Here is a 17,110-nt window from a genome sequence, read left to right as displayed (position 1 = left end):
TTTTTAAGATTGGTTCAAAAGTAAAAAAACATACAGATAAATCCATATAATATCGAGAAAATGCCAAAAAATAGATGCCATTTCCATTTTGAATAAATTCTTTACCTGTGGTGTATTGCGATAACTGGCTATGATGACATTTAACATTACTGCCAGTCCCGCTAAAACGTGTACTAAATGTAATCCGCTGAATACATAGATGAATGACCTTGAAGCATTCGGGTTAATAAAATAGATGCCCATTTTTATTGCCAGGACGTACCATGCATAGATCTGTATCGCGAAAAAGGCTATTCCTAAGAAAAAAGTAAGCCATAGATAAAGCCGCTGTTTTGCAAACTGCAATTGCCGTGCAGCCTTTGATGCAAAAAACAAGGTAATGCTGCTGAGCAATATAACAGCAGTACTGTACATAAATGCCTGCGGCAAAATTACGTCGAGGCCATGGCCCCTGCCGCCGCTGTAAACAATAAATCCGCTGGATAAGGCGGCAAATAGCATAAACGATGTGAATATGAATATCCACATACTGAATTTTTTTGCACCAAGGTTTACCTTATCTTTTTGTTGTATCTGCGCCATCATTTCACTTTTCCTATAAAATCAAATAAAAACATTAATTGCACTACCGGCAAATATAAAAACGAACCATACATGAGCTTTTTTGCCGATCCGATCTCCAGGGTGCTTAAAAGCTTATACGCCAGGTATAAAAATGCCAGGCTGAACACCAATGATACGGCCCCTACATAATAGCCGCCAAAATGGTACCAGGTAGGCAATAAACTTACTGGTACTAATAGTAATGTAAATATAAAAGTTACTATTGCACTTGTTAAATTTCTCTTTCCCGAAGGAAGGAGCCTGAATCCTGCCAGCTTGTAATCATCGTCCAAAACCCAGGCAATTGCCCAGAAGTGTGGGAACTGCCAAACAAATTGTATCCCGAATAATATTAAAGCGATGGCATCAATCCTTTCGTGTGCAGCTACGTAGCCGATTAGGGGGGGTAATGCACCAGGTATGGCGCCAACGAATACTGCAATTGGCGATTTACGCTTTAGCGGTGTATAAACAAAAGCATATAGTACAATTGAAAATACGGATAATAATCCCGTATCAATATTAAGGCTGCCTAAAAGGTAGGTGCCCGCTATCCCCATAAATAAACCTAATACGAGCGCCTGGCCTGTGGTCATGTGTCCCGACGGTATCGGCCGGTCCATCGTCCGCTTCATCAGCTTATCAAGGTCCTTTTCAATAATTTCGTTAAAACAGTTTGCAGCCGCTGTTACTAAAAAGCCACCAACGATCAATTTGCCCCAGTTAAACCAGTTGATGTCTCCGTTAACTTTACTGCCGATCAGAAAAGAAATGGACGCGGAGAAAACTACTAAAAAGGTTAGTCGCAGCTTTATCAGTTTCGAAAAATCGCTCCATTTCATCTGTTGGCCTCCTGGTTCTTTACTGATGTATACAAATTCAGCATCAGGTAAAACTGGGCACCGAATATAAGGCTGGCCAGTAAAATATGTATTGCCTGTGCAAACGGTGGCAGCGCCCAATAGGATAACAAGATTCCTGTACCCATTTGCAGCATGATCACCAGGAATATAATGCTCATTACCTGTTGTTGATTGGAATGCCTGCTAAATCCGTTACGAATGAGCAAAAACAGTACAATGTTTGCCAGTAATACTAATATAGCGATGTCGCGATGCTGAACAAATATCGCTCCTGCGTTACTGATCCATGCTTCGCGGTAACCGCCCTGTAAATGCGTTGATACTGCGTCTATCTTTTCTCTTACTTCAGTTCCAAAAACAATTTGAACTGTTGATATAACCAGGGTAAGCACCATTACTACGTGTGTGATCGGGCTCGAATCCAACTTGTGCTTGCCATGAGTTTTAGCCATATGATAGCAGCCTATGAGTATAGCCAGGATAGCTAACGCAATCAACATGTGCAGCGTTACAATACCTGATACGAGGTTGGTGGATACTACGATGGACCCTAGCCACGCCTGGAAACCTACCAGCAGAATATTTAGAATACTTAAAAATGGTATAAGTTTGTTTTCGCTGCCGTAACTGAATGAAAAAATAGCTACCAGTACCAACAATAAACCAGAGATTGCACCAATAAGGCGGTTGATATATTCCGTCCATGTTTTGGCGGCGTTAAATTCTTCTGGCAGTAATATTGATTTGTCTTCCCTAATCCGGCGTGCAAGGTCGCCGTACCCAAAAAGATCAAGTGTTTTGGCGAATTTTTGATTTTTCTCCGACCGTTCAGCAACGTATTTCTGCTTATAATCTTTTGGAAGTTCGTTGATGGAGGTAGGAGGCACGTATTGTCCGAAACATTTTGGCCAATCAGGACATCCCATTCCAGACCCTGTACTACGAACTACTGCGCCTGCAAGAATAAGTATAAAGAGCAGTACTATAGTAACTAGGCTGTATTTCTGGAACCTGACTTTTGACGCGAATGTCTTCATTTATAATTAAAGCAAAAACCGATTGTTAGTTTTAAGCCGAACGTTGCTAACTAAATAATCAAACTGAAAGGCAAGCAACCTTTCAACCGGCATAAAAGTGGTATTAAAACAAATCCTGAGTCTTAAGCCAAAGACATACACAAATCTTTTGGCTCAAGACTCAGGACTAAAAACTTCGGACTTATTTTACTTCTTCGTTAGCTTTTTGTGTACTTGTCCACTTATTGAATTCTTCCAACCCTTCAGGATTGTCTTCAAAATCATGAGGCATATTTGAACTCATGGTTTGTGAAAAAGGAACGTTTTGCGGAATGAAATCTTCTTCATGTCCAGGCTTGCTATAATCATATGGCCAGCGGTAAACAGTCGGTAATTCACCAATCCAGTTGCCGTGTATATGTTCGATAGGGGCGGTCCATTCCAAAGTGTTTGCATTCCAAGGGTTTTGAACGGTTTTCTTACCCCAAAATATAGAATATACAAAGTTGATAATAAATGCAACCTGTGCAAAGCCTGACATAATAGCTGCCCATGTAATAAACGTATTTACATTAAGCCAGTGATCCCATTGGTGAAACTCAGTTATGGCGTAGTAGCGACGTGGAACTCCCTCAAGACCCATAAAGTGCATCGGAAAAAATACCAGGTAGGCACCTACAAAAGTTACCCAGACATGCAGGTATCCTAAACGATCGTCCATCATGCGGCGGAACATTTTAGGGAACCAATGGTACACACCAGCAAGCATACCGAAAATTGCCGCAGAGCCCATTACAAGGTGGAAGTGGGCAACCACGAAATAAGTATCGTGCAAGTTGATGTCCAAAGCAGCGTTACCCAGGAATATACCGGTTAAACCGCCAGAGATAAAGAAAGAAACCATACCGATTGCAAACAGCATGGCGGGAGTGAAGCGGATATTACCACGCCATAGCGTAGCAAGCCAGTTAAATGTTTTTACTGCCGATGGCACCGCAATGATGAGCGTGGTGATCATAAATACACCGCCAAGGAATGGGTTCATCCCGGTTACAAACATGTGGTGACCCCAAACGATAAACGATAGCACGGTGATACCAATAAGCGAATAAACCATAGCATGGTAACCGAAAATAGGTTTACGTGAATTTACCGACATTACCTCAGATGAGATCCCCATCGCAGGCATAATGATAATGTAAACTTCAGGGTGGCCAAGGAACCAGAATAAGTGTTGGAATAATATAGGGCTGCCGCCTTCAAATGGCATTACTTTTCCGTTCAAAACAATATCCGAAAGGTAAAAGCTTGTACCGAAACTTCTGTCAAATATCAACAAAACAACGCCCGCAACTAATACAGGGAATGCAAGTACGCCTAATACTGCTGTAAGGAATAATGCCCAAACAGTTAATGGCATTTTCCAGAGGTCCATGCCTTTAGTACGCATATTTAATACCGTACTTACGTAATTGATACCGCCCATTAATGATGAGGCAATAAAGCAAACCATACTGATGAGCCATAAAGTCATACCTTCAGCCGAACCCGGCATGGCCGTAGGTAAAGCCGATAAAGGCGGGTAAATGGTCCAGCCACCGCTGGCGGGCCCTTTTTCGACGAAAAATGCAGAAACCATGATGATACTTGCTATAAGGAAGAACCAATAGGATAGCATATTTACAAAAGGAGAAGCCATATCACGGGCTCCTATCTGAAGAGGAATCAATAAGTTCGCAAAAGTTCCGCTTAAGCCTGCTGTCAACACAAAGAATACCATGATAGTACCGTGTATAGTAACCAGCGACATATAAAAATCAGGGCTTAAACGTCCGCCTGGTGCGAAACGGCCCAATAACGTTTCCAGTAAAGGGAATGATTTATCCGGATAGGCTAACTGTATCCTGAATAACAGAGATAACAACATACCGATAAATGCCATCGTGATCCCGGTGATCAGGAATTGTTTGGCAATCATTTTATGATCCTGACTAAATACATAAGTATTCAGAAAAGTGGCTTTATGATGGTGTTCGTGTCCTTCTTCGTGATGTACCAAGCCGTGATCGTGAACTGCTAATGTTGACATACTCGCTAATCTTATATTAATTATTTAACGCTAACTTGTTTGATGATAATGCGCCGGCCGATGATTTTGCGGCAGCTACTTTTAATTGTTGTTTTAACTGATCAGTTAAATATGGTTTTTGTTTTGCAATCCAGTCCTGGTATTCAGATTCTGAAACTACACGTACCACCTTTTGCATATTGTAGTGGATGCCACCGCATATCTTATTGCAATACAGCAGGTATTCAAATTTGGGGTTATTAGTTTCAGAGCGCATTTGATCTGTAGTAACAGTTGGTACAAACTTAAAATAAGTAGGCAATCCTGGTACCGCGTTTTGTTGTAACCTGAAGTGCGGCATAAAAACGCTGTGGATCACATCCTGCGCATGAATATTTAACCTGATTGATTTATTTACAGGCAATACCAGTGTATCAGCCTGCAGGTCGTCATAGCTGTTCCGGTCTTTATAGTCTATGCCTAGTTTGTTAAGGCCTGTTGTAAGTCTGTAGTCTAATTGACCTAGTTTACCGTCCGGACCTGGATAACGTAATTCCCAGGCAAACTGGTGGCCGGTAACGTCGATATTAATGTCACCTTTCATATTGGTGCTATTTTCAACACTTTGCCAGGTAAAGAAACCAAATACTACCAGCACGGTTAAAACAATAGCAGGTATAATGGTCCAAACCTTTTCAATGGTATTGTTGTGCGGCAGGAAGTATGCTTTACGTTTGTCTGAAGCGCGGTAATAGAATAAAAATCCGAATAAAAGCACCTGTGTAATTACAAATACTATAAGCGTAAGTGCACTGGTCAGGTTAAACATACTGTCAATATCAACACCGTGGGCCGATGCTGATTTGGGCAAAGTCATACTGCCTTGCACAGTTAGTGACCAATATGCACCGTACAAACCAGCGATCAGGAACACCAGGCATAAAATAGCCATAAAACTATTCCAGTTGATTGGTTTCTTTCCCTGCATTGTAAGGGTTAGATCATAAACCTTTAATATTTTACCGAGGATGGCTATACAGAAACAGGCTACCAGGGCAAGGAGTACATAATAGAGCACGCCAGTCCACATTCCGCTGCTGGCCATTGTATCAGGTGTTCCTGCCGTTGTTGTGCCCTGCGCTACTGCTTGTGCCATTAGCTGATGCGACCCGAAAAGCATGGTTGCCGCAAAAAGTAAAAGCGCTTTTTTAGAAGTTAATAGTTTTTTGAATCCCATCTTATTTTATGTTTGGTATTCTTTTATTTTGGTGCAAATTTATTAATTATTATATGTGATGATGGAGGCTCTCGTCCAGCAACGGGTGTTTTTTTGGTATCAGCGAATTAAATTTACTTAATGAATTCAGCATAGTAAAGATAAATAAACCTGCAAAACCTAAAAATATAGTGATCTCTGGCCAGCTGATCTCGGTATACCAGTTTGACTGCGGGCCAACAGCGCCTGGCATAATCATTTGCCAGTAATCAAGCCAGTGACCACAGATCAGGATGATACAAGCCGCTTTTAATACCGGCACCAGGCGTTTTGAATCGCGTTTCATTAATAACAGCAATGGCGTAAGGAAATTGATAATGATATTTAACCAGAACCATCCTATAAACTCAGGCCGCCACCTACTGTAAAAATAAGCCGACTCTTCCGGAATATTGGCATACCAGGTTAGCAGGAACTGTGCAAACCACAAGTATGTCCAGAATACAGAGAAACCAAACATTAGCTGGCCTAAATTGTGAAGATGATCTTCGGTAACCCATTCAAGGTAACCATTTTGGCGTAAAATAATAATGGTTAATGTAATTACTGACAAACCGCCAACCCATAATGCTGCAAAATTGTACCAGCCAAACATAGTTGAAAACCAGTGAGCCTCTAATGACATGATAGTATCAAAGGCAAATAGCGGAACGGTAAAACCGAATATCACCAGAAAAATAACCGAAACTTTAAAGCTTTTGTTGTAGTTAAACATTCCGCCCAAAGCATCTTCATTATTGGAATATTTTACCAGCAATGCACCTAATCCTGAATAACAAACCAGGTATAAAGCGATACGGATAAGAAAAAACGGTACATTCAAATAACCCGATTTTGCTTTTATAACGGCATCATAATTTGGATCGCCAAAGGTAGTTACACCTTTTACTGCCCAAAGTTTATATAGAAAGGGAATAGTTGATTGTTTGCCGTACTCGTTTAGGCCGGTATGGGTCATAAAAATGCCCAGAAAGATAACTGCAAACAATATAACCGCTGCTATTGGCAGTGTTTTAGCAAATGCCTGTGGAATCCTCAGGATGGCAGCTGACCAGCCAGCCTGGGCTACATACTGTACAGCCAGGAAAAATACGCCGCAGGTACAAACGCAAGCAAAATAATAGGACATCAGCAGCAGGTTAGCAAATGTACGTTCGCCGCCGCCTGTTAAAAAACCGATTGCTATTCCAATTACGCCAATAGCCATCAATACAAGGCTCCAGGTTTTGGCATTGCCTTGAAATTGAAATCGTTCGTCGAAACTATGAGAAGTCTTCATTTAAAAAATCAGCTTATAAAGTTTGTAAATGGTGAACATACATAATTACTTTCCATCTTTCGGTTGGGTCAAGCTGTGAAGCATATGAACCCATAGCGTTTACACCATAAGTAATAGTATGATAAATTTTGCCGTCAGTAAGGTCTTTCATATTGCCACCGCGTGATGATACACCAGTTGAATACGATGGAGGAGCGGAGAAGCCGTGAGCAACCACCAAACCATCACCATTGCCGCTTACCCCATGGCATGGTGCGCAATAGGAAGTAAATAATAATTTACCTTCAGCATAATTTGCCTGTGTTTGCGGCAACGTGCTTTTTACTTCGAGGCCGGCTTTTTCATAACCATCCTTTGAATTTGGATAATCAAAACGTACGAAACCTATAGGCGTTGTCCCTGCAGGGGGAACCTGCGCGGTTTTGCCATCCTTAAAATTATCATTTATCTGGTCCGGATCATAGGCAAGGTGTTCGTACATATTGGGAGCGTATTCCCAGCCAGTACTTCTTTTATCCTTGCACGATGAAATAGCTATCGTAGCAGTGATAGCAACAGCTATTGTGCCCAATATTTTTATTTTATTCATAGCTAACATATTTTCTGTCGTTATGCTTTACTTCAACAGCTCCTGCTTCTTTTAAAATTTTAGTTATATCGTCGTGTGGTGTATTTCCTTTTGCGTCAATAGCAATCACAAACCTGTCATCTGTTGCACGCAGGTCCATAACCCTTGGTGTACGGCCTGGAAAAAGATGCGTTGCAAAAAAGAAGGTAAGGGTCATACCAAAAGCCGTAAACAATACGGTCCATTCGAAAGTGATGGGAACAAAATCGGGTATTGCAAATGCTGGCTTACCACCAATGTTCATCGGCCAGTCATGCACCAGCATATAGTAAGCAATGCTGAAGATGGTTGTACCGCCCAGGCAGCCAAACATAAAAGCTGCGAAACCTAAACGGGAATCCTTAATGCCGAGTTTCTTTTCGATACCGTGAATCGGCATCGGGGTGAAAACATCATAAATTGGCACACTATTCTTTTGTAACAGATCTATCCCGTGCATCATTTCATCGGGGTCTGCAAAAAGGCCTAAAATATATTTGGTACTGCTCATTTTTTTGCTTTTTGGTAATCAGAAATCTCAACGCTGTCAAATTTCACCAATGATTCTTTATAAAATTCTACCTGCTCTTCGTCCAGGTCGCCGTGTGCCATTAATTTTTTCTTGGCCTGCTCACTTGAACTCTTCAGGATCAGTTTTACTTCGGCCATTGCTATTGAAGGCAATACCCTGATAAATAAAAGGAACATCGTGAAGAACAATCCTATCGAACCGATAAAAATACTCATGTCAACCCATGTTGGATAAAACATTGCCCAGCTTGATGGAACAAAGTCACGGTGCAGGGAAACAACGATAATCACAAACCTTTCAAACCACATACCGATGTTCACCACGATAGATAATACCCAAGCAATAGGGATATTCCTGCGGATGGATTTGAACCACATTAGTTGGGTCATCAGCACGTTACATCCGTACATCATGCAACCCGCCCACCAGTATGGTCCGATGAACCTGTTAAGGAAGGTATATTGTTCGTATTCGCCACCTGAGTAAAAGGCGATAAAGAATTCTGTTAAATAAGCAACGCCAACGATCGAGCCTGTTAAAAGGATGATCTTGTTCATCGCCTCAATATGGAACATAGTGATATAATTCTCCAGTCCTAATACTTTACGGGTAACCAATAATAGCGTCTGTACCATCGCGAAGCCTGAGAAAATCGCCCCGGCAACGAAATAGGGAGGGAAGATAGTGGTATGCCATCCCGGTTCAAGCGAGGTAGCAAAGTCCATAGATACAATAGTGTGTACCGAAAGTACCAGTGGCGTAGAAATACCAGCAAGGATCAAACAAACTGTTTCAAAACGCTGCCATGTTTTTACCGATCCGGTCCATCCAAATGAACAGAAAGAATAAATTTTGCGGCGTAAACCTGTAGCACGGTCGCGGATAGTAGCTAAATCGGGCAACAAACCTGTATACCAGAATACCAATGATACAGAGAAGTAAGTTGAGATCGCGAATACGTCCCAGATCAGCGGTGAGTTAAAGTTAACCCAAAGTGTATAGGTATTTGGTAGTGGTAACGAATAAACAAACATCCATGGGCGGCCCATGTGACAAACGATGTACGAGGCTGCGCAGATTACAGCGAAAATAGTCATCGCTTCAGCAGAGCGATTGATGGAGTTGCGCCAGTTTTGACGGAACAGCAACAAGATGGCCGAAATAAGCGTACCGGCGTGACCAATACCTACCCACCAAACGAAACCTGTAATATCCCAGGCCCATCCAACTGTTTTGTTAAGTCCCCACTCGCCTATACCGTACCAAAAGGTCCAGCTAACAGAAAATAACCAAAGGCAAGCCCCTAAAACAGCCACCACAAAGCCTATCCACCAGGCTTTGCCCGGCATATTTTCTACTGGGCGAAGAACATCGTTAGTAATTTGGGCATAGGTGATGTCTTTGCCTGTAATTAACGGTTCTCTTATTATTGATTCACTATGAGATGCCATATTTTATAATCTCTCTTGTAATTAATTAAGCTTCTAATTCAGATATATTTCTAACTTTTACCTGGTATCCAACTCCTGGCTGTACACCCAACTCTTCCAGCACGTAATAAGTCCTCTCGCTCTTTAACGCTTTTGAAACTTCTGATTCAGGATCATTTCCGTCACCAAATACGATCGCATTTGCAGGGCATGTTTGTTGGCAGGCAACTTTTACGTCACCATCTTTAAGCGGGCGTTTTTCAATCTTAGCCTTTAATTTACCTGCCTGGATGCGCTGGATACACATGGAGCATTTTTCCATCACACCGCGGAAACGGGTAGTAACATCAGGGTTAAGTACCAGTTGGGTATGATCACCCTGTAAGTAGTTCTCAAAACGGGCATCGTTCCAGTAGTTAAACCAGTTGAAGCGACGAACTTTATAAGGGCAGTTGTTAGCACAGTAACGGGTACCTATACAACGGTTATACGCCATGTGGTTTAAACCTTCGGATGAGTGTACGGTAGCTAATACCGGGCACACAGTTTCGCAAGGTGCATGATCGCAATGTTGGCAAAGCATTGGCTGGTAAACCACCTTTACGTGATCCAGATCGTCAAGTTTGGCAATCTCGTGTTCACGGGTTGTACCACCATTGTCGCCATTGTCATTAAAGCTGTAATAGCGGTCGATACGGATCCAGTGCATTTCGCGGCGACGTCTAACTTCGTCTTTACCAACAACAGGTACGTTATTTTCAGCACTGCAGGCAACCACGCATGCACCGCAACCGGTACAAGCGTTAAGGTCGATGGCCATTACCCAGTTATAAGTAGGGTGCTCGTAATTGTCCCACAGGTTGTATACTTTATGATCTTCTTCTTTACCGGTACGTGCACCCGGATTTTTAAGGTATTCAGTAAAGGTTGCTTCTTTGATAATGCTGTTACGCCCTTCAATAGAGTGGTGCGTTTGTGTTTGTGCCAGCGGCGAATTTGTACCGGTAGCTGTTAGAGCGGCAACAACGCTTGCTTGCAGCGTGTTATTACGCAGGGTATGGAAAGGAAATGCGTTTTTACCTACGTTGTCGCCAACCGGACCGGCAATGGTACGACCGTAGCCAACAGCTACTGATACAGTGCCTTGTGCCTGCCCTGGTTGTGATATTACAGGTACACTTATTGAATAACCGTTTGCGTCAATTTTAACTACATCACCGTCTTGCCAGCCCCATTTCTTCATGTCAGCAGGGGATACGTTAGCGTAATTATCCCAGGTTGTTTTGCTAACCGGGTCGGGCAATTCCTGCAACCATGGGTTGTTGGCCCTTTTACCATCGCGCATGGATACTTTTTGGTAAAGCTGCAATTCAACTTTGCTGCCATCGGCGGTAAGTTCTTTGCTGTGATCCAGTATTTTTTGTGCAACGCTGTCTAATCCGTACGAGAAAGAGTAGCTGCCTGCGGCGATAGGCGCGGTTTGTACAAAACCGGTTTGTAATAATTTTTCCCAACCTGCCTGTCCGGATAACCCGCCTTTTGCAAGAAGCGATTTATCCCAGGTGTTGCGTACATAGGTATAATAATCTTTTACTGTGCTTCCAGACCAAACCATCAGGCTATGTTCGGCCTGGCGGGTATCATAAACAGGGTTTATGGTTGGTTGTAAAATAGTATAGTAGCCTTCCAATGCACTATCATCACCCCATGATTCAAGGTAATGATGGTTTGGAGCAATAATGTTACAAAGTGCAGCAGTTTCCTCGTTTTTATCAGAGAAAGATACTTTTAAGCGCACTTTTTTCAAACCGGTTACAACATCGGCACTTTTATAATAATCATAAACCGGGTTGGCATTCAGGAAAAATACTGCGCCAACATCGCCGCTGTTCATTTCACTAACAAATTCCGCAAATTCTGCGTCGTTGCCTGCAAATTGTTTTGACGGATTGTCCAGGTCGATGGTCTTGCCATAGCTTCCTAACAGGGAGTTGATGGCGTTAACCAAAATCTGGGTAGCTACATCATTTGAACCTGCAACCACCAACGCTTTACCTTTAGCTTGCAGTAATTCTTTTGCAACAAGTGTTAAAGCTTTATCCGCAATTGGATTGTTTGTTAGTTTCTGGCTGCCAGGTAAAGTAGTGCCCGAAATAGCATTGTATAAATTAAGCAGCGCAACACCTTCTTCGGATGGTTTTATCGGGATACGAACGTCAGCATTGGTGCCTGTTACGCTCATCGAGGTTTCAAACTGGATGTGACGCGACATTTTTTTAGCCTCGAGCGACTTGTTGTTCCTGTTTTGTACATACTGCCTGATGAATTCAACAGGCGAGATCCATGTACCCAAAAAGTCGGCGCCAAAGCTTACAATTACATCTGCTTTATCAAAGTTATAATGAGGCAACACCGCTTTGCCGAAGCTATTCTGGTTACCCTGGATAATGCCGGTATAGGATACCGCATCATAATTAATGTGTTTTGCAGTTGGATAGGCCGTCAGGAAATCAGCAATTACTGCCAGTGAGGATGGGCTTGTAATTGTCGATGTGATCAGGCGGATTTTTTTACCAGATGCTTTAATAGCGTCAAGTTCGCTTTTAACAAAGTTATCGGTTTGTTCCCAGCCGTAATCGCCATTATCTTTTAATGGATTTTTTAAGCGGGTAACATCATAAAGGTCAAGTACAGACGCTTGTGCCCTTGCACTTAAACCGCCTTTCCCTATGATATCGTTAGGGTTACCTTCTATTTTAATCGGACGACCTTCGCGGGTTTTTACCAAAATAGCCTGGCCTTCTATAGTGGAGGCGTAGTAGTTGGCAATACCAGGGGTAACTTCCTCAGGTTTTATTAAATAGGGAATGGATTTATGAACAGGTACTTTTTGACAAGCTGCAAGTGTTACTGCACCTACGCCAAAGCCTACTGCTTTTAAAAAGTCGCGGCGCGGTGTTCTTCCTTCTAAACCGCCTCCTGTTAAAACATCTTCGATTGGAATAGGCTCCGCAAATTCGTGTTTGTTCAATTCAACAAATTCCGGGGTTTTGTTCAGCTCTTCTAAACCTTTCCAGTATTTTTTATTGCTATCCATTTAAGCTAAATAAACTGTAATGATAAGTTTTAATCAAATTATTAATAGTGGCATTTGCCGCACTCGATACCGCCCATGGCAGCCTCAGTTACCGGTTTTCCAGCTTTAATCAAATCGTGCACTGCTTCCATTTTCTCATAGTATGCATTGCCTTTCATATTTACGTTGGTACGTTTGTGGCATTGTATACACCATTTCATTGTTAATGGCGAATATTGGTAAACTTCTGGCATTTCCTGAACCCGGCCGTGGCAGGTTTGGCATTTTAAGCCGCCAACCTTTACGTGCTGTGAGTGGTTGAAGTAAGCGAAGTCAGGCAGGTTGTGGATACGGATCCATTGAATTGGCCTTGCCTTGGTGCTATCGTATTTAGTTGTTGCCGGGTCGTATCCCAATGCATCATAAATTTTTGCGATCTCAGGTGATGGAACTGTAGCACCTTTGCGGCGATCTATTAATTTATGACAGTTCATACAAACATTTAATGATGGTATGGACGCGTTTTTTGATTTGTATGCACCAGAGTGACAATATTGACAATCAATCTTCATTGCACCCGCATGCAGGTCGTGCGGGAATTTAATTGGTTGTACAGGTTGGTAACCCTGGTGAACGTTGGTAGTCCAAAGGGTAACCCATGTCCAGCTGCCAAGTGCCAATGTGCCGCACAGCAGTACGAAAAACACCAATTTTTTATTTTTGGCGAGTTTTTTGACAGTCGCCATACGGTCAACCGGGGCTGCTTCTGCAACGGGCTCGGCTATCATTAGCTCTTTGTTTTTTAGCAACAATCTCTCGAGTGTGCTAACCACCTTGTTTAAAACAAGGATGATTACAAAAGCTAGAACAATAACGCCGATCAGTGCGAAGATCACCATCTGGCTTGGGCCCGATTCTGCAGCAGGTCCTCCAACGGCAGCTTTCGGTGCGGTTTGCATGGCTTTGTATGTGGTGCGCACATAGGTTATAAGGCCTGCTACATCTGCGTCAGATAATTCGGCAAACACGGTCATGCCGGCCTGGTTATACTGGTTGTAAATGGCTAAGGCCTTCCGATCCTTTGCTGTAATCAAAGCCTGGTTGTTCTGGATCCACTTGGTCAGGAACTTGTCATCAGTTTCCGTATCAAGCTGTGGGCCTAACGCAGGGCCGATCACCCTTCTGTCAATAGCGTGGCAGGTGGTACATTTGGCTTTAAATATGGTTTCGCCCTTAGCGGCGTCTCCCTGCGCAAAAGCAGAGGTTCCTAAAAAAGCAAAACCGGCAACCACTAAAACCGACCTTGAAAATTGTTTAAAAAGTAATGAGAAACTCCTCATAAAGTGTATTTATACTAAATAATTTTCTATATTAATGATTGTAATTCACGCGGAGATGTATGATATATCCGAATTTTTCAGTCACAAAAGTAAAATTTATTACAGTATCACTGACAAACAAATGACAGCAATATCTAATTTATAATAATTCTAAATAATATTATTGTGCTGGTTAAATTTGTTTATAACGACGCTAATTTAAAGAATTATAGAATTAAATGTATAAAATTAGATATGCCTGAATTTAGTGCGAAAAATGATGTTCGTCACATGTGTAAAAAAACATCCGGATTGGCATAGAATTTGGCGTTTTAACCCTTGTTTTATTTTAGAAAGGCGAAATGGACCGACTATGGTTTGTAATCTTCGTAAAACCGGCACCTTTTAACCTGGGCCCCGGTTAAGGTTGGAGTTAAATCCAATATAAGCAGATTTATTATAAATTTACCTCCCAATAGTTAAGCAACCTGACTCTTGTCAATCAAACAATTACAAAATTTTCATCATTGCAACTACAATATGGGCGCCCGTCTATGCCGTATAAGGTATATAATTTGATTAATTAGAAACTATTTAGTGCCGCTGTTTACATGCGGAAGAATATCATAAACAGTTTTTTAAACTAAAGAAAATGGGGACCTTCTAATTATTTATAAAGCATATGAAAAAACTTTTTAGCTTGTTTGTTTTCCTGAGTTTTTGTAGCCAGGCCTTTTCGCAGACGGTGGTAGTTACTGATGATGCATCGTATAATACCGGTAATTCATCTTCGGTATTAGACGTCAAATCTGTTTTAAAAGGTTTTTTAGCTCCGAGGATGACCCAGGTGCAGCGCATTGCTATCGCTACGCCTGCAGATGGCTTACTGGTTTACCAAACCGATGCTACAAAGGGATTTTATTACTATAACGGCACAATTACTGCATGGGTACTGCTAACAGCCAGTGCCGGCACCAATTGGAGTTTAGCCGGCAACGGCGGGACAAACTCAAGCAGTAATTTTTTAGGGACAACTGATAACACCACCTTTAAAGTGCGCACAAATAACACACAGCGCATTTTAGTCGATAGCTTAGGTAGTATAGCAGTTGGCACCGCCCCTGTATTTACAGCTGGCGCGCCCCGCGAGAAATTCCTGGTAGACGCTGGTTCTTCCTCCAGTCCTACTACCTCCTACAATGTGATTTGCGGTAAAGGCTATATTGACAATTACCTTCAATTAAATATCCAAAACAGGGCCGCTACCAGCAGCGCGAGTTCGGATGTGGTGGCCAGTAATGACGCCGCCACGGAATTAGTGAATTATGTGGATTTCGGCATCAACTCAAGCGGATACACCGGAACTGGCGTGATTGGCGGAGCAAGTAATGGCTATCTATATTCCACGGGTAACGATTTCTCTATCGGTAATGGCACCTCGGGTAAAAACTTAATATTTTTCACTGGGGGCGTTGGCGCCAACGAACGTATACGTATTGACGGCAGCGGAAATGTCGGGGTTGCAACCGCCAGCCCCGCAGCAAAACTGGATGTTGGTGGCACGTACAAACTTGGTACCTCAGGCACAGTGCTGACCAATATGATCAAAACCAGTTTTACATTTACTGATAATTCTGGCTTTATCTATACTTCGCCAACAGAAGTGGAAACTGTCACTGTAACCGGTGCCAATGTTAACGCAACAGTGATTGTTAATCCAAGAACGGCATTACCAAATTCCGTTTCTATGGCCTGGGCACGGGTAGTTAGTAGCAATACTGTGGCGATTGGTTTTGTAAATGCTGATGCTGCTGCACATCCTCTTGGTACTATTACTTTTGATGTGACAGTGATCCAATAGTAATAAAAATATGAGAATGAAAAATCACCCCCCTAAAACGATCAACGTTTACCTAACGCTTGACCAGCTTGTGATACAAGGTTATTTTAATCCTCACGATCCGGCGCCAATTTACAAACGCCAGTTGAGCCGTCAGTTTGAGCTTTATATAATGGAAACAGTTGCTTTGTTTAAAAGATACGATGTCATCTTCTACAAATTTAAGTACGTAAACGAGATAGACAAACAATATGCTGAACCCCTGATGTACGCTATCCGGCGCCATTTTACCGAGTTGAAAGAGGATAGAATAAAGACCTTTAAAGAATACAAACGCCGCAATATCATGATGCTTGCCGCAGGTATCCTGATTGTAACGCTGTTCCATATCCTGATACCAATGGTGTTGACTTCGGATAAGGGCATCAGTTCGGCGGTTAGTAATAGTATTGATATTTTTTCATGGGTCATATTATGGCATCCTATTGATGAACTTGTTTTTAACTGGAACCCAAACCTGGTTAAAATCAACGTGTTTAACAAATTGGCAACTGCAGAATTAATAATTATTGAAAATGAAAAGAAGGCTACTGTTGACAATAGCACTCTCAGGGTTGTCGCTTAAAGGGTTTAACCAGTCGAACGGCACCTGCGAACAATACTATTATGTAGGTAAAAACACACCTTCTTACTGGGTTCCAACCTTAAGTTATTGTACACCCGGTAATTGGTATATCGAGGCCCGGGGTAATTATGAAGCCATCAATTCAGGTTCTTTATACTTCGGGAAAACTTTTAAGAAAGAGGCGTTGATGTCTTATTCGGTCACTCCGATGGCCGGGCTTGTTATTGGAAAGTTTAATGGAGGCTCTGTTGGCGCAAATATTACGCTGGACTATAAAAAATTATCGTTCTCATCGCAATCACAATACACGTTTTCAATAGAAAACCAGGCTGGAAATTTTACGTATAGCTGGTCTGATCTAACTTATCAACTAAAAGTTTGGGTGGCTGCCGGTGTGTCTTTACAGCAAACCGGAGGGTTGCTTGAAAAAGGCATATTAGTAAGATACATATATAAAAACTTTAGCATCCCGCTTTATGTTTTTAATCCTGCAACAAGTGCAAGGCACTTTGTGCTGGGTTTAGATATAGAATGGGGCAATTAATAGATAAAAATGGGTTAGCTACATGCCAAAAA

Annotated in this window: 14 protein-coding genes; 3 read left to right on the top strand and 11 right to left on the bottom strand. The window is 42.1% G+C overall.

From position 1 onward, the window contains the following. Positions 1-3: 3 nt before the first annotated feature. From QZY09_RS19585 to QZY09_RS19535, 11 genes are all read right to left on the bottom strand, one after another. Positions 4-585 (bottom strand): heme-copper oxidase subunit III, encoded by a 582-nt coding sequence (locus QZY09_RS19585; RefSeq protein ID WP_367119245.1) that lies wholly within the window; start codon positions 583-585, stop codon positions 4-6. Beyond that, the gene (cyoE, locus tag QZY09_RS19580; protein WP_295675126.1) at positions 582-1,445 is read right to left on the bottom strand and encodes a heme o synthase; all 864 of its coding nucleotides are present in this window, start codon (positions 1,443-1,445) and stop codon (positions 582-584) included. The genes QZY09_RS19585 and cyoE overlap by 4 nt, the downstream gene beginning before the upstream one ends. Continuing rightward, a complete protein-coding gene (locus tag QZY09_RS19575) occupies positions 1,442-2,503 on the bottom strand; it encodes a COX15/CtaA family protein (RefSeq protein WP_295675124.1) in 1,062 nt (353 codons plus the stop codon). The genes cyoE and QZY09_RS19575 overlap by 4 nt, the downstream gene beginning before the upstream one ends. A gap of 181 nt (positions 2,504-2,684) precedes the next feature. After that, positions 2,685-4,571 (bottom strand): cbb3-type cytochrome c oxidase subunit I, encoded by a 1,887-nt coding sequence (locus QZY09_RS19570; protein ID WP_295675121.1) that lies wholly within the window; start codon positions 4,569-4,571, stop codon positions 2,685-2,687. A 16-nt stretch (positions 4,572-4,587) separates the two neighbouring features. Then, positions 4,588-5,787 carry a cytochrome c oxidase subunit II gene (locus QZY09_RS19565; protein WP_295675120.1) on the bottom strand — a complete coding sequence of 400 codons (1,200 nt, stop codon included), beginning with the start codon at positions 5,785-5,787 and terminating at the stop codon, positions 4,588-4,590. Between the two features lie 49 nt (positions 5,788-5,836). After that, positions 5,837-7,105, bottom strand: a complete 1,269-nt coding sequence (locus QZY09_RS19560) for a quinol:cytochrome C oxidoreductase (RefSeq protein ID WP_295675119.1) — start codon at positions 7,103-7,105, stop codon at positions 5,837-5,839. 13 nt (positions 7,106-7,118) lie between these two features. After that, on the bottom strand, positions 7,119-7,694 hold the full coding sequence (locus QZY09_RS19555; protein WP_367119244.1) for a cytochrome c: 576 nt from the start codon (positions 7,692-7,694) through the stop codon (positions 7,119-7,121). After that, positions 7,687-8,223, bottom strand: coding sequence for a DUF3341 domain-containing protein (locus tag QZY09_RS19550; protein WP_096355288.1), 537 nt, complete (start codon positions 8,221-8,223; stop codon positions 7,687-7,689). The genes QZY09_RS19555 and QZY09_RS19550 overlap by 8 nt, the downstream gene beginning before the upstream one ends. Further along, positions 8,220-9,695 carry an NrfD/PsrC family molybdoenzyme membrane anchor subunit gene (nrfD, locus tag QZY09_RS19545; RefSeq protein WP_295675115.1) on the bottom strand — a complete coding sequence of 492 codons (1,476 nt, stop codon included), beginning with the start codon at positions 9,693-9,695 and terminating at the stop codon, positions 8,220-8,222. The genes QZY09_RS19550 and nrfD overlap by 4 nt, the downstream gene beginning before the upstream one ends. A 25-nt stretch (positions 9,696-9,720) precedes the next feature. Continuing rightward, a complete protein-coding gene (locus QZY09_RS19540) occupies positions 9,721-12,771 on the bottom strand; it encodes a TAT-variant-translocated molybdopterin oxidoreductase (RefSeq protein WP_295675114.1) in 3,051 nt (1,016 codons plus the stop codon). Positions 12,772-12,812: 41 nt separating this feature from the next. After that, positions 12,813-14,090 (bottom strand): cytochrome c3 family protein, encoded by a 1,278-nt coding sequence (locus QZY09_RS19535; protein ID WP_295675113.1) that lies wholly within the window; start codon positions 14,088-14,090, stop codon positions 12,813-12,815. 661 nt (positions 14,091-14,751) lie between these two features. Between QZY09_RS19535 and QZY09_RS19530 the strand changes: the two genes are divergently transcribed. Genes QZY09_RS19530 through QZY09_RS19520 form a run of 3 tightly spaced genes read left to right on the top strand, consistent with a single transcriptional unit; the run spans position 14,752 to position 17,078 of the window. Beyond that, a complete protein-coding gene (locus QZY09_RS19530) occupies positions 14,752-15,930 on the top strand; it encodes a hypothetical protein (protein WP_295675112.1) in 1,179 nt (392 codons plus the stop codon). A gap of 16 nt (positions 15,931-15,946) precedes the next feature. Next, on the top strand, positions 15,947-16,534 hold the full coding sequence (locus tag QZY09_RS19525) for a hypothetical protein (protein WP_295675109.1): 588 nt from the start codon (positions 15,947-15,949) through the stop codon (positions 16,532-16,534). Next, a complete protein-coding gene (locus QZY09_RS19520) occupies positions 16,485-17,078 on the top strand; it encodes a hypothetical protein (RefSeq protein ID WP_295675106.1) in 594 nt (197 codons plus the stop codon). Before QZY09_RS19525 ends, QZY09_RS19520 begins: the two co-directional genes overlap by 50 nt. The last annotated feature ends 32 nt before the right edge of the window (positions 17,079-17,110 follow it).

It is taken from the genome of uncultured Mucilaginibacter sp. (genome assembly GCF_903913935.1).
Classification (GTDB): Bacteria; Bacteroidota; Bacteroidia; order Sphingobacteriales; family Sphingobacteriaceae; genus Mucilaginibacter.
The sequence above is the reverse complement of the archived record's forward strand: the minus strand, read 5'-3'. Positions and strand labels throughout refer to the sequence as shown.